The sequence below is a fragment of the Microbispora sp. KK1-11 genome (assembly GCF_006874435.1).
Taxonomy (GTDB): domain Bacteria; phylum Actinomycetota; class Actinomycetes; order Streptosporangiales; family Streptosporangiaceae; genus Microbispora; species Microbispora catharanthi.
Map to the genome: position 1 here is coordinate 34,464 of NZ_VIRJ01000019.1, position 26,516 is coordinate 60,979.

23 protein-coding genes are annotated in these 26,516 nt (G+C 72.0%); 13 read left to right on the top strand and 10 right to left on the bottom strand.

Going from position 1 to position 26,516, the window contains the following annotated elements:
• Window positions 1-55 precede the first annotated feature (55 nt).
• Entirely contained in the window at window positions 56-1,408 is a 1,353-nt protein-coding gene (locus FLW16_RS25220; protein ID WP_185949581.1) for a M20/M25/M40 family metallo-hydrolase, read from the bottom strand.
• A gap of 244 nt (window positions 1,409-1,652) precedes the next feature.
• Between FLW16_RS25220 and FLW16_RS25225 the strand changes: the two genes are divergently transcribed.
• Both FLW16_RS25225 and ald read left to right on the top strand, forming a co-directional pair.
• Window positions 1,653-3,035: an aspartate aminotransferase family protein gene (locus FLW16_RS25225; protein ID WP_142562608.1), complete on the top strand. Its 1,383-nt coding sequence runs from the start codon at window positions 1,653-1,655 to the stop codon at window positions 3,033-3,035.
• Between the two features lie 67 nt (window positions 3,036-3,102).
• The gene (gene ald / locus FLW16_RS25230) at window positions 3,103-4,218 is read left to right on the top strand and encodes an alanine dehydrogenase (protein WP_142562609.1); all 1,116 of its coding nucleotides are present in this window, start codon (window positions 3,103-3,105) and stop codon (window positions 4,216-4,218) included.
• A gap of 16 nt (window positions 4,219-4,234) precedes the next feature.
• Here the strand turns inward: ald and FLW16_RS25235 are convergent, their stop codons facing one another.
• Genes FLW16_RS25235 through FLW16_RS43915 form a run of 3 tightly spaced genes read right to left on the bottom strand, consistent with a single transcriptional unit; the run spans window position 4,235 to window position 7,079 of the window.
• Window positions 4,235-5,746, bottom strand: coding sequence for a tetratricopeptide repeat protein (locus FLW16_RS25235; protein WP_142562610.1), 1,512 nt, complete (start codon window positions 5,744-5,746; stop codon window positions 4,235-4,237).
• A gap of 59 nt (window positions 5,747-5,805) precedes the next feature.
• Window positions 5,806-6,876 (bottom strand): sulfite exporter TauE/SafE family protein, encoded by a 1,071-nt coding sequence (locus FLW16_RS25240; protein WP_185949582.1) that lies wholly within the window; start codon window positions 6,874-6,876, stop codon window positions 5,806-5,808.
• Between the two features lie 2 nt (window positions 6,877-6,878).
• Window positions 6,879-7,079 carry a hypothetical protein gene (locus FLW16_RS43915; RefSeq protein ID WP_143737724.1) on the bottom strand — a complete coding sequence of 67 codons (201 nt, stop codon included), beginning with the start codon at window positions 7,077-7,079 and terminating at the stop codon, window positions 6,879-6,881.
• 257 nt (window positions 7,080-7,336) lie between these two features.
• Between FLW16_RS43915 and FLW16_RS25245 the strand changes: the two genes are divergently transcribed.
• From FLW16_RS25245 to murQ, 6 genes are all read left to right on the top strand, one after another.
• Window positions 7,337-9,154 carry an ABC transporter substrate-binding protein gene (locus FLW16_RS25245; protein ID WP_142562612.1) on the top strand — a complete coding sequence of 606 codons (1,818 nt, stop codon included), beginning with the start codon at window positions 7,337-7,339 and terminating at the stop codon, window positions 9,152-9,154.
• 3 nt (window positions 9,155-9,157) lie between these two features.
• Window positions 9,158-10,165, top strand: coding sequence for an ABC transporter permease (locus FLW16_RS25250; RefSeq protein ID WP_142562613.1), 1,008 nt, complete (start codon window positions 9,158-9,160; stop codon window positions 10,163-10,165).
• Window positions 10,162-11,070 carry an ABC transporter permease gene (locus FLW16_RS25255; protein WP_142562614.1) on the top strand — a complete coding sequence of 303 codons (909 nt, stop codon included), beginning with the start codon at window positions 10,162-10,164 and terminating at the stop codon, window positions 11,068-11,070. Before FLW16_RS25250 ends, FLW16_RS25255 begins: the two co-directional genes overlap by 4 nt.
• 2 nt (window positions 11,071-11,072) lie before the next feature.
• Window positions 11,073-12,104, top strand: coding sequence for an ABC transporter ATP-binding protein (locus tag FLW16_RS25260; protein ID WP_142562615.1), 1,032 nt, complete (start codon window positions 11,073-11,075; stop codon window positions 12,102-12,104).
• Window positions 12,101-13,105 (top strand): ABC transporter ATP-binding protein, encoded by a 1,005-nt coding sequence (locus FLW16_RS25265; RefSeq protein ID WP_142562616.1) that lies wholly within the window; start codon window positions 12,101-12,103, stop codon window positions 13,103-13,105. Before FLW16_RS25260 ends, FLW16_RS25265 begins: the two co-directional genes overlap by 4 nt.
• A gap of 66 nt (window positions 13,106-13,171) precedes the next feature.
• Complete coding sequence (gene murQ, locus FLW16_RS25270; RefSeq protein WP_142562617.1) at window positions 13,172-14,146, top strand: N-acetylmuramic acid 6-phosphate etherase; 975 nt, start codon at window positions 13,172-13,174, stop codon at window positions 14,144-14,146.
• Window positions 14,147-14,277: 131 nt separating this feature from the next.
• Here the strand turns inward: murQ and FLW16_RS25275 are convergent, their stop codons facing one another.
• A complete protein-coding gene (locus tag FLW16_RS25275) occupies window positions 14,278-15,177 on the bottom strand; it encodes a MurR/RpiR family transcriptional regulator (protein WP_142562618.1) in 900 nt (299 codons plus the stop codon).
• Between the two features lie 245 nt (window positions 15,178-15,422).
• Between FLW16_RS25275 and FLW16_RS25280 the strand changes: the two genes are divergently transcribed.
• The gene (locus FLW16_RS25280; RefSeq protein WP_142562619.1) at window positions 15,423-16,988 is read left to right on the top strand and encodes a glycoside hydrolase family 10 protein; all 1,566 of its coding nucleotides are present in this window, start codon (window positions 15,423-15,425) and stop codon (window positions 16,986-16,988) included.
• 248 nt (window positions 16,989-17,236) lie between these two features.
• Here the strand turns inward: FLW16_RS25280 and FLW16_RS25285 are convergent, their stop codons facing one another.
• Window positions 17,237-17,956: a carboxymuconolactone decarboxylase family protein gene (locus FLW16_RS25285; protein WP_260615566.1), complete on the bottom strand. Its 720-nt coding sequence runs from the start codon at window positions 17,954-17,956 to the stop codon at window positions 17,237-17,239.
• Between the two features lie 76 nt (window positions 17,957-18,032).
• Here FLW16_RS25285 and FLW16_RS25290 point away from each other — a divergent pair, with 76 nt between their 5' ends.
• From FLW16_RS25290 to FLW16_RS25300, 3 genes are read left to right on the top strand one after another with little or no spacing between them, the layout of a single operon-like run.
• A complete protein-coding gene (locus FLW16_RS25290; protein WP_142562620.1) occupies window positions 18,033-18,677 on the top strand; it encodes a TetR/AcrR family transcriptional regulator in 645 nt (214 codons plus the stop codon).
• 20 nt (window positions 18,678-18,697) lie between these two features.
• A complete protein-coding gene (locus tag FLW16_RS25295) occupies window positions 18,698-19,858 on the top strand; it encodes an anhydro-N-acetylmuramic acid kinase (RefSeq protein ID WP_142562621.1) in 1,161 nt (386 codons plus the stop codon).
• A gap of 21 nt (window positions 19,859-19,879) precedes the next feature.
• Entirely contained in the window at window positions 19,880-20,698 is an 819-nt protein-coding gene (locus tag FLW16_RS25300) for a MerR family transcriptional regulator (protein WP_142562622.1), read from the top strand.
• Between the two features lie 106 nt (window positions 20,699-20,804).
• Here FLW16_RS25300 and FLW16_RS25305 read toward each other — a convergent pair whose 3' ends face one another.
• Window positions 20,805-21,467, bottom strand: a complete 663-nt coding sequence (locus FLW16_RS25305) for a response regulator transcription factor (RefSeq protein WP_142562623.1) — start codon at window positions 21,465-21,467, stop codon at window positions 20,805-20,807.
• Complete coding sequence (locus tag FLW16_RS25310; protein WP_260615568.1) at window positions 21,464-22,621, bottom strand: sensor histidine kinase; 1,158 nt, start codon at window positions 22,619-22,621, stop codon at window positions 21,464-21,466. The genes FLW16_RS25305 and FLW16_RS25310 overlap by 4 nt, the downstream gene beginning before the upstream one ends.
• A gap of 171 nt (window positions 22,622-22,792) precedes the next feature.
• Between FLW16_RS25310 and ggt the strand changes: the two genes are divergently transcribed.
• Window positions 22,793-24,562, top strand: a complete 1,770-nt coding sequence (gene ggt / locus FLW16_RS25315; RefSeq protein WP_142562624.1) for a gamma-glutamyltransferase — start codon at window positions 22,793-22,795, stop codon at window positions 24,560-24,562.
• Between the two features lie 18 nt (window positions 24,563-24,580).
• Here the strand turns inward: ggt and FLW16_RS25320 are convergent, their stop codons facing one another.
• Window positions 24,581-26,044, bottom strand: coding sequence for an NAD(P)/FAD-dependent oxidoreductase (locus FLW16_RS25320; RefSeq protein ID WP_142562625.1), 1,464 nt, complete (start codon window positions 26,042-26,044; stop codon window positions 24,581-24,583).
• Window positions 26,045-26,263: 219 nt separating this feature from the next.
• Window positions 26,264-26,437, bottom strand: a complete 174-nt coding sequence (locus FLW16_RS43920) for a hypothetical protein (RefSeq protein WP_185949583.1) — start codon at window positions 26,435-26,437, stop codon at window positions 26,264-26,266.
• Window positions 26,438-26,516 lie beyond the last annotated feature (79 nt).

Here is a 26,516-nt window from a genome sequence, read left to right on the forward strand (position 1 = left end):
CGGAAGGCCCGGTGGTCCCCCCCGCCACCGGGCCTTCCCGCTACAACGATCGGGTTCAGGCCGCGCCGTGCCAGCCGCCGTAGTCGGCGAGGAACAGGGCTTCGGTCGTGATGATGCGGCGCAGCTCCTCCAGCACCACCCGCTCGTTGGGGGCGTGGATCGAGGCGCCGTCGTCCTCCGCGCCGTACAGCAGGATCTCGGCCTTGGGGAACTGCCGGGCGAGGGCCGCCACCAGGGGGATCGAACCGCCCTGGCCGACCTGGCGCGGCTTCCGGCCGAAGGCGCGCTCCAGCGCGCGCTCCGCGGCGTTCATGGCCGGGCCGCCCGGCTCGATCTGGAAGCCCGAGCCGCTGACGAAGTCGCCGAAGGAGACCTTGACCCCCCACGGCGCGACCTTCTCCAGGAAGGCCGTCACGTCGTTCAGCGCCTGCCTGGCGTTCCCGCTCGCGGGGATGCGGATCGTGACGCGGGCCCGGGCCACCGCCTGAACCGCGTTGATCGCGCCGGTCACCGTCGGCACGTCCAGCCCGGTCACCGTGATCGCGTACGACGCCCAGAGCCGGTCGGCGAGCGAGCCGTCGCCGACGAGTGACACGCCGTCGAGCACCCCGGCGAGCGAGCGGAACTCCTCATCGCCGAGCGCCGCGCCGGGGAAGGTCCCCGGTTCGAGCCCGGGCACCCGTACGTTCCCCTGATCGTCGTGCATGGCGGTCAGCATGCGCATGAGCGCGGCCAGCGCGTCGGGCGCGGCGCCGCCGAACGCGCCGCTGTGCACGGCCTCGGCGAGCGTGCGGACCTCCACGGTGAACGCGGCCATGCCGCGCAGCGACGTGGTGATCGCGGGGTCGCCCACCTCGGGGTTGCCCACGTCGGCGATGACCATGGCGTCGGCGCGCAGCAGCTCGGGGTTGGCCTCGACGAACGCCTCCAGACGCTCGCCGGCGTACTCCTCCTGGCCCTCGATGATGACCTTCACGCCGACCGGGAACCGGCCGTTGAAGGCGCGCAGCGCGGCCACGTGGGTGATGACGCCGCTCTTGTCGTCGGCCGCACCCCGGCCGTACATGATGCCGTCGGCGACCGTGGGCTCGAACGGCGGAGTGCGCCACAGGGCGAGGTCGCCGGAGGGCTGCACGTCGTAGTGCGCGTAGAGCAGCACGGTCGGGGCCCCGTCGGGGGCGGGCGCCTCGGCGAACACGGCGGGGAAGCTGCCCTCGATGGGGATCTGCCGGACGTGCGGGAGACCTGCGGCGCGCAGCAGCCGCTCGACGAGCGCCGCGGCTTCCAGGACCGGGGCCTCGGAGTGGCCGGGGAACGCGACGGACGGGATGGCGACCAGGCGGCTGAGGTCCTCGACCGTCTGCGGCATGCCCTCCTCGACGGCGCGCTCGATCTCCTCTGGTGTCACGGCGTTCTCCCGGATGTACGCGGATCTTCCCGGCTGGGTGGACCCCATTTGACCACAGGTCCGGCGGACCCATCTCCCAGGCCTGGACGGCCTCAATCTACCGTGACGGATTTCGTTGCCGTTACATGTCGATGTCACGGAATCCGAACTTCTTTCACAGTGGAGCCACGTAATCACTTGGCAAAACGCCGAAGCGGCATGCACACTGTCCAACAGCGACGGATCACCTGACGGGAAGGTTGCGATGACGCGCCCCGACGTTCTCAAGGCCGCACAGGACAATCTCTGGATGCACTTCACGCGCCACTCCTCCTACGAGGGAGGGGAGGTGCCCATGATCGTGCGCGGCGAGGGCGCCTACGTCTACGACATCCACGGCAAGCGGTACCTCGACGGGCTGGCCGGACTGTTCGTGGTCCAGGTCGGCCACGGCCGCGCCGAACTGGCCGAGGCCGCCGCCAAGCAGGCCCAGGAGCTCGCGTTCTTCCCCCTGTGGTCGTACGCGCACCCGAAGGCCGCCGAGCTCGCCGCGCGGCTCGCGGAGCTCACCCCCGGCGACCTCAACCGCGTGTTCTTCACCACCGGCGGCGGCGAGGCCGTGGAGTCGGCCTGGAAGCTGGCCAAGCAGTACTACAAGCTCAAGGGCAAGCCGCTGAAGACCAAGGTCGTCAGCCGGGCCATCGCCTACCACGGCACCCCGCAGGGCGCGCTGTCGATCACCGGCATCCCGGCGCTCAAGCAGGTCTTCGAGCCGCTGGTGCCCGGCGCGATCAAGGCCCCCAACACGAACCTCTACCGCGCCGACGAGATCTCCGGCTTCCCCGGCCTGGAGAAGGACCCCGAGGCGTTCGGCCGCTGGGCCGCCGACCAGGTCGGCAAGGCCATCGAGATGGAGGGCCCGGACACCGTGGCCGCCGTCTTCGTCGAGCCCGTGCAGAACGCCGGCGGCTGCTTCCCGCCGCCCCCCGGATACTTCCAGCGCCTGCGCGAGATCTGCGACGCCCACGACGTGCTGCTCGTGTCCGACGAGGTCATCTGCGCCTTCGGCCGGCTCGGCACGATGTTCGGCGGCCAGAAGTTCGACTACGTGCCGGACATCATCACCTGTGCGAAGGGTCTGACCAGCGGTTACTCGCCCATCGGCGCGATGATCGCCTCGGAGCGGCTGTTCGAGCCGTTCAAGAACGGCACCGAGACCTTCGCGCACGGCTACACCTTCGGCGGCCACCCGGTGTCGGCCGCCGTCGCCCTGGCCAACCTCGACATCTTCGAGCGGGAGGGCCTGCTCGAGCACGTGACGGCCAACGAGCCGGTGTTCAAGGCGACCCTCGACCGGCTGCTGGACCTGCCGATCGTCGGCGACGTCCGCGGCTCGGGCTACTTCTACGGGATCGAGCTGGTCAAGGACAAGTCCACCAAGCAGACGTTCAACGAGGAGGAGTCGGAGCGCCTGCTGCGCGGCTTCCTCTCGAAGGCGCTGTACGACGCCGGCCTGTACTGCCGGGCGGACGACCGTGGGGACCCGGTCGTGCAGCTCGCCCCGCCGCTGATCTGCGGCCCCAAGGAGTTCGACGAGATCGAGTCGATCCTCCGTTCGGTGCTCACCGAGGCGTGGGCCCGACTGTAGACCAAGGAGCTCGTGCGGCCGGGTAGGGGGCGACCGTGACGAGTGACCGCTTGAAAGGACACAACTCATGAAGATCGGTGTGCCCGCCGAGGTCAAGAACCACGAGTACCGCGTCGCCGCCACCCCGGCCGGCGTCCACGAGCTCGTCCGTCACGGCCACGAGGTCAGCGTCCAGCGCGGCGCCGGGCTCGGCTCCCACATCACCGACGAGGAGTACCTCGCGGCCGGCGCCAAGCTGGTCGAGGGCGCCGACGAGGTGTGGGCCGAGTCCGAGATGATCCTCAAGGTCAAGGAGCCGATCGCGGAGGAGTACCACCGGCTCCGCGCGGACCAGATCCTGTTCACCTACCTCCACCTGGCGGCCTCCCGGTCCTGCACCGACGCGCTGCTCGCGGCCGGCACCACCGCCATCGCGTACGAGACCGTCCAGGTCGGCAACGGCCTGCCGCTGCTGGCCCCGATGTCGGAGGTCGCCGGGCGGCTGGCGCCCCAGGTCGGCGCGTACAACCTGATGCGCTTCAACGGCGGCCGCGGCGTGCTCCCCGGCGGGGTGCCCGGTGTGGCCCCCGCCAAGGTCGTCGTGATCGGCGGCGGCGTCTCCGGCCTGAACGCGGCGCAGATCGCCGTCGGCATGGGCGCCGACGTGACGATCCTCGACGTCAACATCGACCGGCTGCGCTTCATCGACGCCATCTACCAGGGCCGGCTGAAGACGCTGGTCTCGACGTCGTACGCGATCGAGCGGGCCGTGATCGAGGCCGACCTGGTCATCGGCGCCGTGCTCATCCCGGGTGCCAAGGCCCCGACGCTCGTCTCCAACGAGCTGGTCTCCCGCATGAAGCCGGGCTCCGTGCTCGTCGACATCGCGATCGACCAGGGCGGCTGCTTCGAGGACTCCCGCCCGACCACGCACGACGCGCCGACGTTCCGCGTGCACGAGTCGGTGTTCTACTGCGTGGCGAACATGCCGGGCTCGGTGGCCAACACCTCCACCTACGCCCTGACCAACGCGACCCTGCCCTACGCCGTCAAGCTCGCCGACAAGGGCTGGAAGGACGCGCTGCGCGGCGACGAGGCGCTCGGCCTGGGCCTCAACACCCACGCCGGCGTGCTCACCAACGAGCCGGTCGCGGAGGCGCACGACCTGCAGTACACGCCGGTCGCGGAGATCCTCGCCGCCTGACCGCAGACGTGGGGGATCAGCGCAGGCCGAGGCGTCTGCGCAGATCCCTCGCGGTGCCGAGCACGTGCTCGACCTCGGCCGGAGTGGGCCACGGGGCCGTGCCCGGCCGCAGCAGCGTCGCGCGCACCAGGCCGAGGTGCTCGATCGCGGCCCGGTGTAATCCGCTCGCCCTGGCGAGCCACCCCACGGTGTCCGCCGGGCTCACCTCGTTCCCGGCGGGTAACGCGCCGCTGGGGACGTCAGCGCTCGACAGGCCACCGGCGACGAGATCCCCGGTGACCGGATTCCCTGTCACCAGATCTCCTGTGACGAGGTCCCCTGTGACCAGATCCCACGTGCCGAGGATCTCGACCAGGTCCGCGGGCTCGGCCGCCGGGTCGCCGCGCCTGCGTGCCGCAGCCACGGCGAGCTCCGCGCGCGCGGCCTGCACGGGTTCCGCGGGCCGGCTCCAGTAGGGCGCGGCCGGGTCGAGCAGGCATTCCTCGGCCTCGGGCGACGCGCCCAGCAGGGGCAGCAGCGTCCGCAGTTCGACCATGGCGCCGTGGTGCCCGCGTTCGGCCGCCCGCCTGAACCAGTGGCGCCCGCCCTTCAGGTCGTTGTGCTCCGCGACGAGCAGCAGCCCGAACCGGAAGGCGGCCTCCGGGTCGTCGGCCGCGGCCCGCCCGTACCAGTGGGCGGTCGCCGCCTTGTCGTCCATGCGGGCGCAGACCAGGCCGGCCATCCGCCGCGCGTCCGGCCGCCCGGTCTTCGCCGCCCGTTCGAAGCAGGCGCGCGCCGTGGGCAGGTCGCCCCGGCACAGCGCCATGTCGCCGAGCCGGAAGGCCGCGCCGGGGTGGTCGGCGCGGGCGGCGAGCCGGTAGAACGCCTCCGCGCCCTTCTCGTCGCGGGCCGCGTGCAGGAGCAGGGCCATGTGATAGGCGGCCTCCGCGTGGCCGCCGCGCGCCGCGTACTCCCACCAGTGCAGCGCCTCGGCCTCGTCGCCCGCGGCGTAGCCCAGAAAGCCCAGGTCGTGCGCCGAGCGCAGGTCGCCGTCGACGGCCGCCCTGAAGTGCCAGCGCCGTGCTCCCATGCCGTCGCCCTGGTCCTCGCACAGCAGGGCCAGCCGCCGGGCCGCGTGGCGGGAGCCGTCCTCCGCCGCCCGCTCGAACCACGTGCGCGCTCCGTCGGTGTCGCCGCGCCGCTCCAGCAGCAGCGAGGCGAGGTTCGTCGCCGCGTCGGTGTCGCCGGTGGCCGCCGCCAGCTCGAACCAGCCGATGGCCTCCTCGGTCGTCCCGTGCGTGCGGTGCCACAGCCCCAGGTTGTAGGCGCTGTCGACGTTGCCCGCCCGCGCCGCCCGTTCCCACCAGTGCCGGGCGCCCAGTCGGTCGTCGCGCTCCGCGCACAGCCGGCCCAGCCGGTGCGCCGCGTCGCGGTCGCCGTCGCGGGCCCTGTCGACCAGGTTCGCCTCGGCCGGGTCCAGGGGTTCAGGGGTACGCGGGATCGGTATCCCGGGCCACGCGGTCGCCTCCGTCGCTCCCACTAGTGTCATGGGAGACAGCGTGACACGTAACCGAGACGTCACGGAGGGTTATTGGTAAGACCTTGGCGTCAGGGGACGCGCTCGAACCTGACGAAGCCCACGTACATTCCCATCCCGCAGGCGTAGCGCAGCCGCCCCTCCGGACGGGCGGCGAGCCGCACCACGCGCGCGCCCGTCACGGGGAGCACGACGTCGCGGTCGTCGATGGCGAGCGTGCGCGTGCAGCCCCGGTTGTCGTCGGTCCTGAACACGATCTCGACGGGCCGGCCGGCGGCGGCGACGGCGATGCCGGGCCGGAAACCCTCAGCGGTCGCCCAGATGGTGAGCCGCTGGACGCCGTCCGTTCCGGTGAGGGCGCGCCCCGCCGCGGCGGCGGGAGAACCGAGCTCTGGCAGCCAGCCGCCGAGTCGCATGCCTGAGCCGACGGTGAACAGTCCGGCGGCCAGGGCCGCGATCCCCGCCAGGGCGGCCAGCCTCGTCGAGGCGAGCGTGCGCAGCAGCAGTCCCAGGGCGGCGAAGGCGGGAGCCGTGCCGAGGGCGAGCCCAGCGAGCGCGGCCGCGCCCCCGAGCGCCGACCCCGAGGAGACGGCCACGATCTCCATGCCGATCGTGACGCCGCAGGGTACGAAGATCGTGGCCATGCCCAGTGCCGCCGCCCGCACGAGAGTGGGGGAACGGGCGCCGGTGTCCGGGGAACCGGTGCCACCGGCCGCGCCACGCACCGGCGCGCGATCGTGTCCGTGCCCGCTGTCCGGGCACGAGCATGCGTGCGGGTCGCCGCCTGCAGGGGCGGGCCCCTTCCTCGCCGGCACGCAGCCCGCCTCGCGGCGCCGGCGGAGCATCCGTACGGCGAGGACGACCACCGCGGTTCCCGCGGCGACGAGCAGCGCGGCTCGGGTGCGGGGGCCGACCTGGACGGCCGCGCCCGCCAGCCCGAGCAACGCGCCGAGGGCGGTGTGGGCGATGAGCCTGCCGGTGAGGAACGCGGCCACCGGCGGGAGGCCGCGCGACGGGCCGTGCCGGTCGCCGGAGGGGGAGACGAGGCCGATGAGGAGGCCGCCCTGGACCGCGGCGCACGACGCTGTGCCCGCGGCCAGGCCGGCGGCGAGGCCCCCGGCGAACAGGGCGGCCGGGTTCACGGTCAGCCGGTGAGCGCGAGGTCGTCGAGCGCGCCGGTCTTCGCCGCCTCCACGAGCGAGCCGAGCTGGTCGAGGCTCATCTCCACCTTCTGGCCGAAGTCGTCGGTGATGACGACCTGACGCTCTGCCGGGGCGGAGGCGTCCACGAACAGCTCGGGGCAGCCGCAGCTGCAGTTGCCACAGAATCGGGCGATGGACTTCACGCCAGTCCTCCTCGTACGGCGGGGCCTTTTGCTCGCAACGTAATGTGATCGCATGGAGGCGACCAGTAACAGTTCGCTGACCGGCCGGAGAGAAGACCGCCACTCCAGGCGGGCGATCGCGGCGCTCGGTTTCGCCGTGATCCGAATGAAGGAAAGTTGCAGAACCCTCACGAGTTTTGCAGATTATTGACCTGAGCTTGGGCCGCCGCATAAGGTCCGGACAAGATCCGCATCAGAACAACCCCCCGGAGCGGTCAATGAAACGTCTGACAGCGGTCGCGGCGTTGCTCAGCCTCGCGGCCGTCGCGGCATGCAGCGGCGGCGGCACGAACGGGAACTCCACAGGCGGCGGCGGTGGAGGCGTCTACACCACGGTGGATATCAACAAACCGTCGCTCGACGTCAACGCGCCGATCAACCCGTGGAACCCCAAGGGCAACGCGTTCTGGGGCTACAACGCGATGAGGATCGCCTGGGCGAAGAACACCCTCACCGACCCGAACCAGTTCTATCCGGGCATCGCGGCGAGCTGGGACATCGCGCCGGACAACTCCTCCATCACCCTCCACCTGCAGCCGGGCAACAAGTGGTCCGACGGGCAGCCCGTCACCGCCGAGGACGTGAAGTTCTCCATCGCGCTGGCCTACACCCAGGGCAGCACCGCCTTCGCGGTCGACCCCGGCGCGGCCGGCGCCGCCTCGGACGTCGAAGTCGTCGACGACAAGACCATCAAGATCACACAGGACATGAAGAACCCCAGCGTCACGTTCGTGCGCGGGGTCATGGACGCCTTCGTGGTGCCGAAGCACGTGTGGCAGAGCGTCGTCCCCGCCGACTTCTGGGAGACGCTCAAGGCCGCCCGCGGCGACGGCCCGGAGGCGGAGGCGGCGCGCGGGCAGATCAAGGCGCTGTCGGAGAAGGTGCTCGCGTTCGCCCCGGCCCAGGACGTGTCGGCCGGGCCGTTCGTCCTCAAGCGGATGAACCCCGGCGAGGCGCTGCTGGTGAAGAACAAGAACTTCTACAACGCCGCCAACGTCGCGCCCGACCAGCTCAAGCTGCTCAACACCACCGGGAACGAGCAGATCTGGAACTATCTGACCTCCGGCAAGCTCGACAACGCCCCGTTCACCGCGGTGCCCGCCGACGTGATGAAGCGAATCAAGGCGACGCCCGGCAACCAGGTCATCAAGGGCTACTCCCCGGTGGCCGTATCGCTGGCGTTCAACCAGGCGAAGAAGCCGTACGACAACGTGCACGTGCGGCGCGGGCTGGCCTACCTGATCAACCGTGAGGAGGTCACGCAGATCGCCTCCCCGGAGGGGGGCACGGCGGCCGTGACCACCTCGGGCATCCACCAGAAGGCCGCCAGGGAATGGCTCGGCGCCGAACTCGACGCGCTGGAGCCGTACAAGCTGGACCCGGCCACGGCGGACAAGGAGTTCACAGAGGCCGGCCTCCAGAAGAAGGACGGCAAGTGGACGCTGGCCGACGGCAAGCCGTGGAAGGTGACCATCCACATCCCGGCGCCGTTCTCCGACTGGGTCTCCGCGGCCAAGGCCATCACCAGCCAGCTCACCACGGCCGGCGTGGACGCCGAGGTGGTCACCACCGCCGACTACCCGCTCTACCTGTCCGAGCTCAACGAGGGCAAGTACGACCTCGGCTTCTGGCTCATCGCGCTCGGCCCCGCGCCGTACAACATCTTCCAGCGCCTGTACGGCTCCTCCAACGGCTGGAACATCCTCGGCGGCAAGGTCAAGCACTCGGCCCCCGGCAAGGACGGCAACTGGATGGGCGGCCCCGAGACGATCGACGTCGAGGGCGTCGGCGCGGTCAACCCCGGCGAGCTGACCGCCCAGCTCAACAGCGTCAGCGGCGACGAGCAGAAGGCCGTCATCGCCAAGCTCGCCAAGGCGGCCAACCAGGACCTGCCGGTGATCCAGCTCTGGGACTACGTGAACACCCAGTTCGTCAACACCAACCGCTTCACCGGCTTCCCCGAGGACGAGAGCGACCTGCTGCGCCAGCCCTCCGGCGTCTGGATCCAGCTCGGCCTGATCAAGAAGAAGCAGTAGTCCATGGCGGTTCTCCTGCGGCGGCTCGCGGGCCATGTGGCCCGCGGGTTCGTCATGATCCTGGTCGTCACGACGATCAGCTTCCTGATCATCAGGAGCGTCCCCGGCGACCCGCTCGCGGCCCGCTATCAGAAGCTCGTCGAGCAGGGCATGGCCCCCGACGCCGCCCAGCGCGCGGTCGAGGCGCTGTACGGCTTCACGCCGAAGGGCGGCCTGTGGGAGCAGTACCTCGACTACATGGGCGGGCTGGCCCACCTCGACCTCGGGCAGTCGCTGTCCGTGCCCGGCGCCGGCGTGTCCACCGTGCTGTTCTCGGCCGCCAAGTGGACCGTGATCCCGGTGCTCGCCGGGACGCTGCTGAGCTTCCTCGTCGGCGTCGTCATGGGCGTCTACGCGGCGATCAAGAGGACGGGCGTGCTGGGCGACCTCCTCGCGATCTCCGGATCGCTGCTGCACGGCGTCCCGCAGTACGTGCTGGCGCTGCTGCTGGGGGCGATCTTCACCACGCTGGTCCCGATCCTCCCCGCCGGGGGGACGGCCGACATCATGATCGACCCCGGCTTCACCGCCGACTACATCGGCTCGCTGGTCCAGCACGCCACCCTGCCCGTCGTCACGTACGCGCTGGCCGGCTACGGCGGGTGGATCCTCGCGATGAAGTCGAGCGTGGTCACCGTGCTCGGCGACGACTTCATCCTGGCCGCCGAACTGCGCGGGATGAAGCGGTCGATCATCTTCCGTTACGTGGCGCGCAACGCGATCCTGCCGCTGTTCACGATCCTGGCGCTCTCGCTGGGCCTGCTCTTCGGTGGCGCGATCTTCATCGAGCGCATCTTCAACTACCCGGGCCTGGGGCTGATGCTCATCGACAGCATCAACAACCGCGACTACTCCCTGATGGGCGGGGCGTTCCTGCTCATCACGACCGCGATCGTCGTCGCGAACATCGCCGCCGACCTCCTCTACACGGTCATCGACCCCCGGGTGCGCAGCGGAGGGGAGGCGGCATGAGCGCGACCATCGTGCCGGAGGCGGAGGCGGGGGGCGCCGCGGCGGTCCGCCGCAACTTCTGGCGGGGCGTCTGGCGGGTCATGCGGCGCAAGCCGAGCCGGATGGCCGGTGCGGTCATCCTCGCGGTGTTCGCCTTCATGGGGATCTTCGGGCCGATGCTCTACCCCGACCCCCTGCCCCGCGACACGAGCGCGCTCTACGCCTCGCCGAGCCTGCGGCATCCGTTCGGCACCGACTTCGAGGGCACGGACGTGCTCGCCCTCGTCGTCACCGGCTCCCGGTACGTCCTGCTGACCGCCGTCGTGACGGCCGTCATCACGGTCGTGGTCGGCGCGGGCGTGGGGTTGTTCGCCGGGTTCCGGCGGGGCCGCTGGGACAGCGTGCTCATGCGGTTCACCGACATGAAGCTCACGATCCCGGGGCTGCCGCTGCTGCTTGTGCTGTCGACGGTGTGGAAGTTCACCGGCGCCGTCGAGATGGGCCTGGTGCTGGGGCTGCTCGGCTGGGGCGGCGTGGCCCGGGCCGTGCGGTCGCAGACGCTCTCACTGCGCGAGCGCGGCTTCATCGAGGCCGCACGGGGGCTCGGCCTGTCCACGACGCACATCGTGGGCAGGGAACTGCTGCCCGGCATGGCTCCGTACATCGCGATGAACGCGCTCATCGCGGTGACCGGCGCGGTCTACGCGCAGGTGGGCCTGTTCTTCCTGGGTGTGCTGCCGTTCGAGGCGAACAACTGGGGCGTCATGCTCAACCTCGCCGTCTTCGGCGGCGGCGCGCTGACCACGACGGCCGCGCTGCCGTATCTGCTGGCGCCGCTGCTGGCGATCCTGCTGCTCACGCTCGGCATCGTGCTGGTCGTGGACGCCATGGACGAGATCTTCAACCCCCGGCTGCGGGAGGAGTGAGCATGGCTCCCGAGCAGAGTCCTCCCGGCGTGCGGATCCGCGGGCTGACCGTGGTCTACCGCACCCCGGCCGGCGAGCTGCCGGCGGTGTCCGGCGTCGACCTCGACCTCGCGCCGGGCACGATCACCGGCGTCGTCGGCGAGTCGGGCTCAGGCAAGTCCACGCTCGCGCTGTCGCTGCTCAACGCCGTCCAGCCGCCCGGCAGGATCGCGGCGGGCAGCGTCGAGATCGACGGGCTCGGCGACGTCGTCGCGCTCGGCGGCGAGGGGCTGCGCCGAGCCCGGGGACGACACGTCGGGTACGTCTTCCAGGCGGCGCAGAACTCCCTCAACCCGCTCAAGACGGTCGGCAAACAGGTGCTCGACCTGGGCCGCTCCCACGGCGTCGAGAACCCGCGCGGCCTGCTGGCGGACGCCCGCGACCTGCTCGGCCGGATGGGCCTGGACGGCGCCCGGGTGCTCGACTCCTACCAGCACGAACTGTCCGGCGGCATGCGCCAGCGGGTCGGCATCATGCTGGCCCTGGTGCTGAACGCCCGCCTCGTCGTGCTGGACGAGCCCACGACCGCCCTCGACATGATCACGCAGGCGACGATCCTGCGCATCGTCAGGGAGGTGCACGCCGAGCGCGGCCTCACCACGCTCGTCATCACCCACGACCTCGGGGTGGTCGCCGAGGTCGCCGACCGGCTCGCGGTCATGTACGGCGGGCGGGTGGCCGAGCAGGGTCCCACCCGCGAGGTGCTGTCCGAGCCGCGCCACCCGTACACGCGGGGGCTGCTCGGGGCCATCCCGCGCCTCGTCGGCGACATCGGCGAGGCGCACGCCCTGCCGGGCCGCCCGCCGACGCTGGCCGACATCCCGGCCGACGGGTGCGTGTTCCGCGAGCGCTGCCCGCTGCGTATGGACGTGTGCGAGACCGGCCGGCCACCGGTGGTCGTCTCGGGCTCCCGGTCGGCGGCCTGCCACGCCGTACGGGACGAGGACGGGGACAGACCGGCCGTGGCCGCCGCGACGGGGGAGGACCAGGCGTGATCAGCGGGACCGGCATCACGAAGACGTTCCGGCAGCGCGGCGGCGTGCTCGGCGCCCGTGAGGTGCCCGCGCTGCGCGGCGTGGACTTCGCCATTCCGAAGGGCGGCGCCGTCTCGTTCATCGGCGAGTCGGGCTGCGGCAAGACCACGCTCGGCCGGATCATCGCCGGGCTGGAGACCTGCGACTCCGGGGAGATCGTGATCGACGACGTGGCGATGTCGTCGCTGAGCCACCGCAGGCGGCAGCCGTACTACCGCCGGGTCCAGCTCATCCACCAGGACCCCTACTCCGCGCTGAACCCGACGCGCACGATCCACCAGGCGCTGGCCGCGCCGCTCGCGCTGCGGGCGAGGCAGACCGGCCGGCCGCGCTCGTGGGCGGACGAGCGGGCCAGGGAACTGCTCGGCCTGGTCGGGCTCGACCCGGGCTACGTGCTGCCGCGCTATCCCCACCAGCTGTCCGGAGGCATGCGCCAGCGCGTGGTGATCGCCCGCGCGCTCACCGTCGACCCCGAGGTCCTGGTCGCCGACGAGGCCGTCTCGATGATCGACGTGTCGCTGCGCCTGGGCATCCTCGCGCTGCTGAAGGACCTGCGCGAGCGGCTCGGGGTGAGCGTGCTGTTCATCACCCACGACGTGGCGACGGCCCGCTACATCGGCACCGACGGCGAGCTGTACGTCATCTACCGCGGCCAGGTCGTCGAACGCGGCCCGGTCGAGACCGTCATCTCGGCTCCGGTGCATCCCTACACGCAGGCGCTGCTGTCGGCCATCCCGGTGCTGCACGGCCTGGAGTCGCCGGGCGAGCAGCGGGTCGTGCCGGTGGAGGCGTCGGGGGAGCACCCGGACGGCTGCCTGTTCGCGCCGCGCTGCCCCTTCAGGACGGAGCGGTGCGAACGCGAGCGGCCCGCGCTCGGCCGCGACGGCGACATGCCGCAGGAGCACGCCTGCTTCCATCCCGAGCGCCGCAGCGTGGTCGCCGTGCCGGTGAGCCGCCGGTGAGGAGTCGTTTCGGACGCGTACGGCGAACGGGGGAGGCCGGAGTTGGAAACCGACGACAGGGACAAGATGACTGACCCATTGACGGGCCTGTCCACAGAGCATGGCGAGCTCGACACAGAGCAAAGCGGGCTCGACACAGAGCGAAGCGAGCTCTATACCGAGCAGAGCGATCCGCGTTACCGCGAGATCGACCGGTTGCCGACCGAGGAGATCGCCCGCCTGATGAACGCGGCCGACGCCACGGTGCCCGGCGCGGTGGCCAGGGCCATTCCGGCCGTCTCGGCCGCCATCGACGCGATCGCCGCCCGCATGGCGCGGGGCGGACGCCTGTTCTACGTGGGGGCGGGGACGTCCGGCAGGCTGGGCGTCCTCGACGCCTCGGAGTGCCCGCCGACCTTCGGCACCGACCCCGAACTCGTGCAGGGTGTCATCGCGGGCGGCGAGGCCGCGCTGACCCGGTCGGTCGAGGGCGCCGAGGACGACCATGACGGCGGGGCGGCGGCCGTCGCCGGCCGCGGCCTGGGCCCGCTCGACTCGGTCGTGGGGATCTCCGCCAGCGGTCGCGCGCCGTTCGTGCTCGGGGCGCTGGGCGAGGCCGCCCGCCGCGGGGCGCTGACCGTGAGCCTGTCCTGCAACCCGGGGTCGCCGCTGTCGGAGCGGGCCGAGCACCCGATCGAGGTGGTCGTCGGTCCCGAGGTGGTGGCCGGCTCGACCCGGCTCAAGGCGGGGACCGCCCAGAAGCTCGTGCTCAACATGATCTCCACGATCGCGATGATCCGGCTCGGCAGGACGTACGGGAACGCCATGATCGAGGTCTCGGCGGTGAACGAGAAGCTCGCGGGCAGGGCGACTCGGATCGTCGGCGACATCACCGGCGCCGGGTCCGCCGCCGCGCGGGCCGCGCTGGAGGCGGCGGACTGGAACGTCAAGGTGGCCGTGCTGATGATCGAGCGCGACCTCGGCCCGGACGGCGCCCGTGCGCTGCTGAAGGCCAGCGGCGACCGGCTGGAGGCCGCCCGCCACGCCGGAGGCGCCGCCTGAAGAGTGCCGACCTTCCCGGCCCTTCCTCCCGGCCTTTACCGTGAGGAGGGCCGGCCGGGCGGGCCGGAGGGCGCTTCGAGGCGGCCGCGCACTCGCGAGACCGGCGGAGCGGCCGGCTCCCTGCGGGTGGGTCAGGCCGAGCGGGCGCGGCGGTGGGCGTCGCCGAGGTAGTCGGCGAGCGCGTCGCGGGTCGCGCGTAAGGCCGCGTCGGAGGTGTCGAAGGTGCGCTGCGCGACGCCGACGAAGACGCAGTCGACGATGAGCAACTGGCTGATCCGGCTCGCCAGCGCTCCCGGCCGGAACGCCGTCTCGCGCCCGGCGGAGATCAGGACGTGGTCGGCGAGCCCGGCCAGCGACGAGCGCGGGTTGTTCGTGATGGCCACGACCGTCGCGCCGGCCTTGCGGGCCACCCGCGCCGGGCCGAGCACGTCGGGCGTCTCGCCGGTGCAGCTCACCCCGACGGCCACGTCTCCTTCACGGAGCAGCGCGGCGCTGGTGAGCGCGAGGTGCGCGTCGGTGAAGTAGTGGCCGGGCAGCCCGATCCGCATCAGCTTCTGCGCCATGTCGGCGGCGACGAGGCCGGAGGCGCCCACGCCGTACACGTCCACGCGGCGGGCGCCGGAGACGGCGTCCACCACCGCGCCGAGCCCGTCGGGGTTGAGCTGGGCCGCCGTGTCGGCGAGCGCCTGCGACTCGGCCCGGGTGACCTTGGCGATCACGTCGGTCAGGGGGTCGTCCGGGGCGAGGTCGCCGGGCACGAGCCGCTCGGGGGTGTCCCTGGCCACGGCCGCGGCCAGGGCGAACCGCAGCTGGGAGTAGCCGGCGAAGCCCAGCGCCCGTGCGGTCCGCACGATCGTCGCCTCGCTGATCCCCGAGACCGCGCTGACCTCCGTGATGGTGCTGCGGGCCACCATGGCGGGGTCGTCGAGGATGAGACGCGCGATGGTCTGGGCGGCGGGGGTGAGCGAGGGCAGCACCGCACGCACCGTCGCGATCGGGTTGGCCGGTGCGGCGCCCTCGTTCTCGTTCATCACCTGCAGCCTCTCCTGTCGCGCGATCAGCTTAGATCCATGCGCCCGCCGGTGCGGGACAACGGGACCAGAAGTCCACATGTCGAGACATGTACGGCGTGACCTGGACGCCCGTCGTCGTCTCCCATGAGGACCTCTTGGGGCAGATTACACGTCGATGACACTTTCTTTTATTCGCATTGATCTGAAAGTAAGTTTCTGCCAGTGTCGTGATCGCCGCATCCCCCCGGCCTTCGGAGGTCCGATTGAGCTCCCCCTCCCGGCGTGCCGTGCTGCGCGGCCTGGCCCTCGCCGCCGCGGCGTCGGCCGTCCCGCTGCCGGCCCTCGCCGCATCCCCCGCTTCCGCCTTCTCCGCCTCTCCCGCCGGGTACGTCCCGCCGCTGCGCCAGATGCGCGGTATGTGGATCGCCTCGGTCGTCAACATCAACTGGCCGTCCAAGACCGGACTGACGCCCGAGCAGCAGCAGGCCGAGTTCACGGCCTGGCTCGACCTGGCCGTGGCGCGCCGGCTCAACTCCGTGTTCGTGCAGATCAGGCCGACCGCCGACGCCTTCTGGCCGTCGCCGTACGAGCCGTGGTCGCAGTATCTGACCGGGGTCCAGGGGCAGGACCCGGGCTACGACCCGCTGGGCTTCGCCGTCGAGGCGGCCCACCGGAGGGGCCTGGCGTTCCACGCCTGGTTCAACCCCTACCGCGTGTCCATGCAGGCGGACCCGGCCAAGCTGCACCCCGACCACCCCGGCCGCCGCCATCCCGAGTGGATCGTCCCGTACGGCGGCAAGCTCTACTACAACCCCGGCATTCCCGAGGTCCGGGCGTTCGTGCAGGACGCGATGATGGACGCCGTCACCCGATACGACATCGACGGCGTGCACTTCGACGACTACTTCTACCCGGTCAACACGACGGCGTTCGACGACAGCGCGGCCTACGCGGCCTACGGCGCGGGCTTCCCCGACCTGGCCGCCTGGCGGCGCGCGAACGTCGACCTGCTGGTCCGGGAGATGCAGCAGCGCGTACGGCAGGCCAAGCCCGAGGTGATCTGGGGCATCGGCCCTTCGGGCATCTGGCGCAACAAGGCCACCGATCCCCTCGGCTCCGACACCAGCGGCGGCCAGTCGTACGACAACCTGCACGCCGACACCCGCGGCTGGGTGAAGAAGGGCTGGCTCGACTACGTCGCGCCGCAGCTCTACTGGTACATCGGCCAGTCGAACGCCGACTACGCCAAGCTCGTCCCCTGGTGGTCCGACGTGGCCGCCGGCACCGGGGTGCAGCTGTGGATCGGCCAGGCGGCGTACAAGGCGGGGACGGCCGGGCAGCCCGCCGAGTGGCTCCAGCCGGACGAGCTGTCCCGGCACCTCACGCTCAACCGCGACCACCCGGAGGTCGGCGGGGACATCTGGTACAACGCGGCCGACGTCCGCGACGACCGGCTCGGGTCGATCGGCGCGGTCGTGAGCGGGCACTACACGCGTCCGGCGCTCGCGCCGCTGCTGCCCAGGCTCGCGGGCGGCGAGCCGCCGCGTCGTCCCGTGCTCGCCTCGGCCCGCCGCGTGAGCGGGGGCGTGGAGCTGCACGTCGAGGCCACGGGCCCCCGCGCCCCGTTCCAGTTCGCCGTCTTCCGGTTCGACCGGCCCGCCCGCCGGCAGGACTTCGCCGACGCGGCGCACCTGGTCGCGGTCGTCCCGGCGGGCAGGCACGTCCGCTGGGTCGACCCGGACGGCGCGCCCGGCCACCGCTACCACGTCACGGCCGTCGACCGGGCGTCCCGGCAGAGCGAGCCGAGCCAGGAACGCAGGGCGCACTGAGCAGGGCGTATTGAGCAGGGGCGCTTTGAGCAGGGTGGATTGAGCAGGGCGCTTTGAGCAGGGTGCACTGAGCAAGGCGCTTTGAGCAGGGTGCAATGAGCGCGGGGCCGAGTAGCCCTCCGGCCGGAGCGGGACGCCGTGACGCACCGGCGTCCCGCCCGGCCGGTCCCCGCGCCCTGCCGGTCCGCCCTGCCGGTCCGCCCTGCCGGTCCGCACGGTCAGGCGGTGCGGGCCGTTGCGTCAGGGCGTCAGCGGGCGGGGGCGAGCTCGGCGAGACAGGCGTTGAGCGCCTTCCATGCCTGCCACACCCGCGTCGCCCCGAACTGCGCGTTGAAGCGCAGCACGGCCCGCACGTCCTCGGGTGACGCGCCGGCTCCGAGGGCGCGGCCCACGTGGATGCGGAACGTCTCGTCCAGTGTCTGGTAGTGCACGTCGATGCTCATCGTCGTGAACGCCCGCTCGCGGACGCTCAACGTGCCCGGCCCCTGGACGCCCCGCATCCGCGACTGGAGGTCGAAGTACTCCAGGAAGTACGGGTCGAGCTCGGTCAGCTCGGCCCGCACCGGCTCGGGCAGCGGGGTCGGCGCCGCGCCGGGACCGGTCACCAGCAGTTCCCGGGGCAGCGGTTCCGCGTCCGGACGGGACAGCCCGGCCGCCGCCTCGATCTCGGCGAGCCGCTCCAGCGCGGCCAGCGCCGCGACATACCCGCTGTCGTAGGAGATCAGGCGCAGCAGCGCCCGCATGTCCGCGGTGGACACGCCGCGCCGCAGACCCGCGCGGACGTGCATCTCGAACGGGAACCCGAGGGCCGGCTGGCAGACGTCCGCGACCAGGGCCAGGAACACCTTCTCGCGGTCGGTCAGCTCGGGCACCGCCCAGCAGTGCTCCACACTGGCGGCCGCCATCTGGGCGAACACCGGGTCCATCTCGTTGATCGTGTCGAAGTTCGTCGAAGCGTCGACGGTCACAGGGATCGCTCCTTTGGTAAACGGCTGTAGCGCTACGACTGTAGCGTGACAATCGTCCTCGTACAATGGGCCGGTCATGGAAGCCACCCCACCTCCGACAACTGGGCCCCCGAATCCCGCCGCCCGCCGCCGTCCGAACGCGCGAGGGCAGGGCGAGCGGCTGCGCGAGGAGATCGTCGCGGCGGCCATGCGCATGCTCGACGACCTCGCCGACGACGAGGCGCTGTCGCTGCGGGCCGTCGCGCGCGAGGTGTCGATCGCGGCCACCTCGGTCTACCTGCACTTTCCCGACCGCGACGCGCTGGTGCTCGCGGTGCTGCGGCGCTGCCACGAGGAACTGGTGCGGACCGGTGACGAGGCGGACGCGGCGCAGGAGGACCCCGCGGCGCGGCTGCGGGCGCGCATCCTCGCGCAGGCCGCCTGGGCGCATGAGCATCCGGGCCTTTACAAGGTGCTGCACGAGAGCGCGGTCCACCGCCGGCTCGGCATGCCGTTCAAGGAGGTGCTGGTCGCCAGGACCACGGAGGCGGTCCAGCGCTGCATGGACGCCGGGGCCGCCCCGCGCGACGACGCGACGACGGTCGCGATCGACCTGCGCACGGCGGTGAACGGCATGCTGTCCCAGCGGATCAACGAACCCGACCTGCCCTGGCCGCCCGCGGAGGAGCAGATCGACCGTTTCCTCACCAAGCTCGTCGGCCTCCCGCAGAGAGCCGGCTGAACGATCCTTGCGAGGCAGGTGTGCGCGTACTCGGGCTGATGTCGGGGACCTCCCACGACGGGATCGACTGCGCGCTCGTCCACTGGTCGCGCGACGGCGACCTGCTCACCGGTGTCGTGGAGCACACCGGCACGGTGCCCTACCCGCCTGACCTGCGGGCCGCGATCGTCGCCGCGCTGCCGCCGAACCATACGGACATGGGCGAGGTCTGCCGCCTCGACACGCTCGTGGGCCGGGCGTTCGCCGGGGCGGCGGCGGCCTGCCCGGCCGCCGACCTCGTCTGCTCGCACGGGCAGACGATGTACCACTGGGTGGAGGACGGGCGCGTGCGCGGGACGCTCCAGCTCGGGCAGCCCGCCTGGATCGCCGAACGGCTCGGCGTGCCGGTCGTGTCGGACCTGCGGGTGCGCGACGTGGCCGCAGGCGGGCAGGGCGCGCCGCTCGTGTCCGCCTTCGACCTGCCGTTGCTGTCCGGGCTGCCCGCCTCGGCGGGCCGGGCCGGCGCGCTGAACCTCGGCGGCATCGCCAACCTCACCGTGTGCGAGCCCCCGCTCGCCTACGACACCGGGCCGGCCTCGGCGCTGACGGACGCGGCCGTACGCGCCGCCACCGGCATGCCGTACGACGAGGACGGCAGGCTGGCCGCGGCGGGGAAGGTCCACGAGGGCCTGCTGGCCGAGTTGCTCGCCGAGCCGTACTATCACCGGCCGCCGCCCAAGACGACGGGCAAGGAACTGTTCCACGCGGGCTATCTGGACCGGGTCGCCGGGCCGTACGCGCTGGGCCTGCCGGACCTGGTGGCGACGCTCACGGTGCTCACGGCCGAGACGGTCGCGGCGGAGATCCGGCGGCACGGGCTCGGCACGGTCGTCGTCTCCGGCGGCGGCGTCCGCAACCCGGCCCTGATGCGCGCGCTGCGCGAGCGGGCCCGAGGCGTGCGGCTGCTGCCGAGCGACGACCTCGGCGTGCCCTCGGACGCCAAGGAGGCCGTCGCGTTCTCCTACCTCGGCTGGCTGACCGCGCACGGCCTGCCCGGCACGGTGCCCGCCTGCACCGGCGCGGCCGGATCGCGGGTGCTCGGCACGATCACCCCGGGCCGCGGGCCGCTGCGGCTCCCGGAGCCGCTGGACCTGCCGCCCCGCCGCCTCCGCATGAGCGCTGTTGACCCTGACACCGTGTGAGGCGCTGGAATCGGCCACACCATGTTCACCATCGGAGACTTCGCCAGGCACGGCCGCGTGTCGGTCCGCATGCTGCGCCACTACGACGCGATCGGGCTGCTCCGCCCGGCCCATGTCGATCCCGCGAGCGGCTACCGCTTCTACGAGGCGGGCCAGCTCGCCCGCCTCAACCGGATCACCGCGCTCAAGGACCTGGGCTTCACCCTCAGACAGGTGGGGGAAGTCCTGGACGAGCAGGTGAGCGCCGAGGAGCTGCGCGGGATGCTGCGGCTGCGGCAGGCGGAGCTGGAGGCGGCGATGGCCGCCGCGGCGGCCCGGCTGGCCCAGGTCGAGGCGAGGCTCCGGACGATCGAGAGTGAGGGACACATGAACACCGACGACGTGGTGGTCAAGCGCATCCCCGCCGTCCGGGTGGCGGAACTCAGCGGCGTGGCGCGCAGCTACGAACCCGAGGACATCGGCCCGGTCGTCGGCCCGCTGTTCGAGGAGCTGTGCCGCAGACTGGACGAGGCCGCGGTGACCCCGGTGGGGCCGGGGATCGCCTACTACGAGGACGCCCCCGGCGGCGACGGAATCCTCGCGCACGTGGCGATGCCGGTCGCGGTCGCGCCCGGGGACGGCCACGACTTCGCGATCGTGGACCTGCCCGCGATCGAGCGGGCGGCCACGATCGTGCACCGCGGCCCGATGGACGACGTCCTCCCGGCCGCGCAGACGCTGGCCCGGTGGATCGCCGACGGCGGCCACCGCTCCGCCGGGTACGCCAGGGAGCTCTACCTGGAGGCCGGGGAGGATCCCGCCCGGTGGGTCACCGAACTCCAGGAGCCGCTCGCCGGCTGAAGGACGCCGGAGGCCCCCAGCCGGTCGCCGTCGCAGGCCGGCTGGGGGCCTCCGGCCAGAGTGGCTCTCCGTCACGGCTCGGCGGCGGGTGCGGCCGTCCTGCGTGTCAGAGCCAGCCGGGTTTGACCAGGCCCGACTCGTAGGCGATGACGACGAGCTGGGCCCGGTCGCGGGCGTGGAGTTTGCTCATCGTGCGGCTCACGTGGGTCTTGGCCGTCGCCGGGGACATGTAGAGCCTGGCGGCGATCTCGTCGTTCGTCATGCCGGTGCCCACGAGCGCGAGCACCTCCCGTTCCCGTTCGGTGAGCGGGTCGAGGCGGGTCGCGATGCCGGGCTCCTTGGCGCGGGCGACGTACTCCGCGATGAGCCTGCGCGTCACGCCGGGGGACAGCAGGGCGTCGCCGGAGGCCACCACCCGGACGGCCTGGATCAGCTCGGCCGGCTCGGTGTCCTTGACCAGGAAGCCGCTCGCACCGCCGCGCAGGGCCTCGAAGACGTACTCGTCCAGCTCGAACGTGGTGAGCATGACGATCTTCACGTCGGTGAGGGCGGGGTCGTCGCCGATGCGGCGGGTGGCCGTCAGGCCGTCGGTGCCGGGCATGCGGATGTCCATCAGCACCACGTCGGGGCGCAGGTCCCGGGTGAGCAGGACGGCCTGCTCGCCGTCGCCGGCCTCGCCGACGACGGTCATGCCCTCCTGCGCGTCGAGCAGGGCCCGGAACCCGGCACGGACCAGTGCCTGGTCGTCGGCGAGCAGGACGCGTATCAATTCGGCTCCTTCTGGGTGGCGGACGGGGGTAGGGGGAGACGGGCCTCGACGCGGAAGCCGCCGCCGGGCCGGGGGCCCGCCGCCAGCGACCCGCCGAGCGCCGCGGCCCGCTCGCGCATGCCGGGGATGCCGTTGCCGCTGCCGAGGCCCGCCTCGGCCCGCGCCGTTCCCGCGCCGTCGTCCTCGATCACCACGGTCAGCTCCTCAGGCGCGTACGCCACGCGTACGGTCACCCGTGAGCCGGGCGCGTGCCGCGAGACGTTGGTCAGCGACTCCTGCACGATCCGGTAGCCGGCCCGGTCGATGCCGGCGGGCAGCGGGCGCTCCTGCCCGGTGACCTCCAGCGTGACCGGCAGGCCGCTGCGCTCGGCGAGGTCGGCCAGGTGGGCCATCCCGGCCGTGGGGGAGCGCGGCGCGCCGTCCCTGAGCAGGCTCAGCACGCCGCGCATCTCGGTCAGCACGTCCTTGGACGCCTGCTTGATCGTGGTCAGCGCGGTGCGGGCCTGCTCGGGGTGGTCGTCCAGGATGTGCAGGGCGGTGGACGCCTGGACGTGGATCAGCGAGATGTTGTGGGCGAGCACGTCGTGCAGCTCCTGGGCCATGGTGAGCCGTTCCTCGCTCGCCTGCCGCCGGGCCTCCTCCCGCGCCACCCGCTGGCGTTCTGCGAGCCGCTCGCGGCGCATCCGGTGGAACTCCGCGACGGTGAGCGTGAGCAGCAGGTAGGCCGCGACCGCGGTGTGGTGGAAGAGGCTCGCCCGATGGGGGATGAACCAGGTGGCATAGACGACTACGAACAGGAAGAACGCCCCCGATGACAGCCATGCCGCGCGCCGGTGCCCCGACAGCACCGCGTTGAAGATCACGATGATCGGGCTGAGGAACACCGGCCCGTACGCGTAGCCGAACAGCATGTAGAGCGAGGTCGAGGTGAGCGTGACCACCAGAACGCCGACCGGCGCCCGCCGGCGCAGCCCGATCGCGAGCGGCCCGACCAGCAGCAGCGCGTAGCCCCCCCAGTTCAGCGGCACCCGCCCGAGGTCCGGGTTGCGCAACTGCCAGTACTGGGCGCCTATCGTCAGGAACACCTGGACGATCCCGATGATGACCGGCAGAACGGGATCGATGCGGTGGTACATCGCGGAACGGGAACGCACACCCGCACGCTAGGCCATCGCCGCTGGTCACCGCATCCGCCCGGCGCGGCAGTCCGCCGTACGCCGGAAGGAGTAGCCCGCACCGGCGTCCAAAAGCGGACAATCCCGCAGCGATTCTGACTTCCATGAGTCATGCTGGAGTGATCGCGCAAGTGGTGGAGGTGCCGGGGCATGAGGAGCGTCGTCGTCACGTCGCTGGGACTGGTCACGTTCGCGGGCTTCCTCGCACCGCCTGTCCACGCCGCACCGGTGGAGTCCGCGGCGGCGGTCAAGCGGCCCGTCGCGGAGGGGTACGGCGGGGCCGTGGCCACCGTGGACCTGGACGCGAGCAAGGCCGCGCTCTCGGTGCTGCGCCAGGGCGGCAACGCGATGGACGCGGCGGTGGCGGGGGCGGCGGCGCTGGGCGTGACCGAGCCCTACTCGGCCGGGCTGGCCGGGGGCGGCTTCATCGTCTACTACGACGCCCGCAAGCGTAAGGTGACCACGATCGACGGGCGGGAGACCGCCCCGCGGGCGATGACCTCGACGGCGTTCGAGGGGATCCCGTTCGACGAGGCGGTCACCAGCGGGCTGTCTGTCGGCGTCCCGGGCAGCGTGGCGCAGTGGGACATGGCGCTGCGCCGGTACGGCACGATGCCGCTGCGGCAGGCGCTGCGCCCCGCGATCGAGATCGCCGAGAAGGGCTTCGTCGTCGACCAGACGTTCCACGACCAGACGCAGCAGAACGCCGGCCGCTTCGCCGACTTCACCACGACGGCCTCGCTCTACCTGCCGGGCGGGCAGCCGCCGCCGGTCGGCTCGGTCTTCCGCAACCCCGACCTCGCGCGCACCTACCGTGAGCTGGGCATCCGCGGCCCGGCCTGGTTGTACGGCGGCGCGCTCGGCCGGGAGATCGTCGCCACGGTGAAGAAGCCGCCGGTGCGCCAGGGCGCCACCAGGAACGTCAGGACCGGGCTGATGGAGGTCTCCGACCTCACGGCCTACCGGGCGCTCGAACGGCCGCCCACCAAGGTCGCGTACAAGGGCCTCGACGTGTACGGCATGGCGCCGCCGTCGTCCGGCGGCTCCACCGTGGGGGAGGCGCTGAAGATCCTGGAGGCCCTCCCGAAGGTCGGCCTGCACGAATACCTGGAGGCGTCCCGGCTCGCCTTCGCCGACCGCAACGCCTACGTCGGCGACCCGGCGTACGTGGACGTGCCGCTGGATCAGCTGCTGTCCGACGGGTTCGCCAAGGAGCGCGCCTGCCTGATCGGCCCGCGGGCGATGGCGCACCCCGCCGCGCCCGGGTCGCCCGACGGCTCCTACTCCTCCTGCTCGACGTCCCAGGAAGCCTCGGTCCCGGAGGAGAAGAAGGAGGGTCCTGAGACCACCCACCTCGTGGTGACCGACCGGTGGGGCGACGTGGCGGCCTACAACATCACGATCGAGCAGACCGGCGGCAGCGGGATCGTGGTGCCGGGCCGCGGCATCCTGCTCAACAACGAGCTGACCGACTTCACCTTCGGCCCGGCGCCGGGCGACCCCAACCTGCCCGCTCCCGGCAAGCGCCCGAGGTCGTCCATGGCCCCGACCATCGTGCTCAAGGACGGCAGGCCGCTGCTCGCCGTCGGCTCGCCCGGCGGCGCGACGATCATCACGACCGTGCTGCAGATCCTGGTGAACCGGCTCGACTTCGGCATGTCGCTCCCGGACGCCGTGGCCGCGCCGCGCGCCTCGCAGCGCAACACCGCCGCCACCCAGGCCGAGCCCGCGTTCGCCGAGCGGTACGGCGCGGAGCTGACCGCGCTCGGTCACACGCTGACGGACGTCCCCGGGCCGCCGGCGGGGGAGATCGGCGCGGCGACCGGCCTGGAGTTCCTGCGGAACGGCCGTGTCCAGGCGGTCGCCGAGCCCGCCAGGCGTGGTGGAGGCAGCGCCCTCGTGGTCAGCCCGCGTCGCTGAGCCGAGTCGGCCCCCTGGTCAGCCTCGGGCGCCGATGAGTTCGTAGGCCGCCGGCTTCACCTTCCGGGTCCGTGCCCAGTATTCGAAGGTGAAGCCGGGCCACAGCGTGCGGTTCCTGCCGTGCTCGTCGAGATACCAGCTCGTGCAGCCGCCCTCGCTCCACACCAGCCGGTCGAGCCGCCGCTGCAGGCGGTCGTTGAAGGCCCGCTGCGCCGACGGCCGTACGTCCATGGCCTTCGCCTTGGTCTTCGACAGCAGCCGCAGGCAGTCCATGACATACCGGACCTGCGACTCGATCATGAAGACGACCGAGGTGTGCCCGAGACCGGTGTTGGGACCGAGCAGGAAGAACAGGTTGGGGAAGCCCGCGGTCGTGATCCCGTAGTAGGCCTCGATGCCGTCGCGCCACGCGTCCTGGATCTTGACGCCGTTCCTGCCGACGATCCGCTGCTCGTTGAGGGAGTCGACCACCCGGAAGCCGGTGCCGTAGACGATCACGTCGGCCTCGTGCTCGCGCCCCGCGGCGTCCACGACCGACCGCTCCCTGATCTCGGTGACCCGGTCGGTGACCAGCTCGACGTTGTCCCTGGTCAGCGCGGGGTAGTAGTCGTTGGACAGCAGGATGCGCTTGCAGCCGATGGTGTAGTCGGGCCTCAGCTTCGCGCGCAGCTCGGGGTCGGGCACCTGCCGGGCCAGGTGCCGCTCGGCCATCGCCTGGTGGACCTTCATCAGCCGCGGGTCGATCGTGAAGCCCACGGCCCGGGTCTCCAGCAGCCAGTAGACGGCGTCGCGCAGCAGGCGGGCGCCGCCGGGCGTCTCCATGGCCCGCTTCAGCCGTCCGTCGATCGGCAGGTCCGGTTTGGGCTGGATCCACGGTGGGGTGCGCTGGAAGACGGTGAGCCGGCTCGCCTGTTCGGCGACGACCGGGACGAACTGGATCGCCGACGCGCCGGTGCCGACGACCGCGACGCGCCTGCCGTTCAGGTCCGCGGAGTGGTCCCACCGGGCGGAGTGGAACACGGTGCCGGTGAAGCGCTCACGGCCGGGGATCTCGGGGAGCGACGGCACGTGCAGGGCGCCGACGCCGGACACGACGGCATGGGTCTCGAAGGTCTCCCCGTCGCCGGTCGACACCCGCCACAGGGCCCGCTCGTCGTCGTACTCCAGCCCGCAGACCTCCTTGCCGAACCGCAGGTGGGGCTCCAGGCCGTGCTTGCGGGCGCAGGCCCGCATGTAGTCCCAGATCTCCTCCTGCGGGGAGAACAGCCGTGTCCAGCCGGGATTGAGCTCGAACGAGAAGGAGTACAGCGGCGAGGGGACGTCGCAGGCGCAGCCGGGATAGGTGTTGTCCCGCCAGGTGCCGCCGAGCTCGCCGGCCTTCTCCAGGATCACGAAGTCGTGATAGCCGGCTTCCTTGAGCTTGATGGCCATGCACAGCCCGGCGAACCCGGAACCGATGATCGTGACGCCCGGACTGGGCATGCGTCCTCCCCGTCCTATTGGAAGATTTGTCCAATATATTCCTGCGGGCGGGCCGGGTCCAGGGACCGGTGCGTACGGCCGGAGCAGCCGGGGAGTGCCTCCGCAAGCGCCGGGGGGGGGCACTCCGTCACTGTATGTCGTGACAGCGAGGGGCCGAGTCGTCGGCGGGCATGACAAAGCCGCCGACGGGCGCGGACGTCGGCGGCTGGTACAGGTATGTCAGCGAACCAGGAGGTACGCCACCACGGCGAGGATCACGACGAGCGCCGCACCGACGGCGATCCAAATCGGCAGGCGGGACGGCTGCTCCTTGGAGGCCTCCGTGTCCTGCTGCTGCGCGAACGCCCGGAAAGCCTGGGTGTTACCGGCCGGGTCGATCTGAGGGTCGGACATGGGCATGACTCTAGCGACACATGGTGCGGCCCGGCTGTGATTTGTCGGATTTTGCCCTCTCCTGATCGTGCCTTGGCGT

What these genes read in the sequence shown, in the direction of transcription:
- FLW16_RS43920 (WP_185949583.1), bottom strand. Translation starts at nt 26,437, where the DNA reads ATGTCCGACCCTCAGATCGACCCGGCCGGTAACACCCAGGCTTTCCGG.
- FLW16_RS25250 (WP_142562613.1), top strand. Translation starts at nt 9,158, where the DNA reads ATGGCGGTTCTCCTGCGGCGGCTCGCGGGCCATGTGGCCCGCGGGTTC.
- FLW16_RS25290 (WP_142562620.1), top strand. Translation starts at nt 18,033, where the DNA reads ATGGAAGCCACCCCACCTCCGACAACTGGGCCCCCGAATCCCGCCGCC.
- murQ (WP_142562617.1), top strand. Translation starts at nt 13,172, where the DNA reads ATGACTGACCCATTGACGGGCCTGTCCACAGAGCATGGCGAGCTCGAC.
- FLW16_RS25275 (WP_142562618.1), bottom strand. Translation starts at nt 15,177, where the DNA reads ATGAACGAGAACGAGGGCGCCGCACCGGCCAACCCGATCGCGACGGTG.
- FLW16_RS25260 (WP_142562615.1), top strand. Translation starts at nt 11,073, where the DNA reads ATGGCTCCCGAGCAGAGTCCTCCCGGCGTGCGGATCCGCGGGCTGACC.
- ald (WP_142562609.1), top strand. Translation starts at nt 3,103, where the DNA reads ATGAAGATCGGTGTGCCCGCCGAGGTCAAGAACCACGAGTACCGCGTC.
- FLW16_RS25255 (WP_142562614.1), top strand. Translation starts at nt 10,162, where the DNA reads ATGAGCGCGACCATCGTGCCGGAGGCGGAGGCGGGGGGCGCCGCGGCG.
- ggt (WP_142562624.1), top strand. Translation starts at nt 22,793, where the DNA reads ATGAGGAGCGTCGTCGTCACGTCGCTGGGACTGGTCACGTTCGCGGGC.
- FLW16_RS25320 (WP_142562625.1), bottom strand. Translation starts at nt 26,044, where the DNA reads ATGCCCAGTCCGGGCGTCACGATCATCGGTTCCGGGTTCGCCGGGCTG.
- FLW16_RS25245 (WP_142562612.1), top strand. Translation starts at nt 7,337, where the DNA reads ATGAAACGTCTGACAGCGGTCGCGGCGTTGCTCAGCCTCGCGGCCGTC.
- FLW16_RS25300 (WP_142562622.1), top strand. Translation starts at nt 19,880, where the DNA reads ATGTTCACCATCGGAGACTTCGCCAGGCACGGCCGCGTGTCGGTCCGC.
- FLW16_RS25225 (WP_142562608.1), top strand. Translation starts at nt 1,653, where the DNA reads ATGACGCGCCCCGACGTTCTCAAGGCCGCACAGGACAATCTCTGGATG.
- FLW16_RS25235 (WP_142562610.1), bottom strand. Translation starts at nt 5,746, where the DNA reads ATGACACTAGTGGGAGCGACGGAGGCGACCGCGTGGCCCGGGATACCG.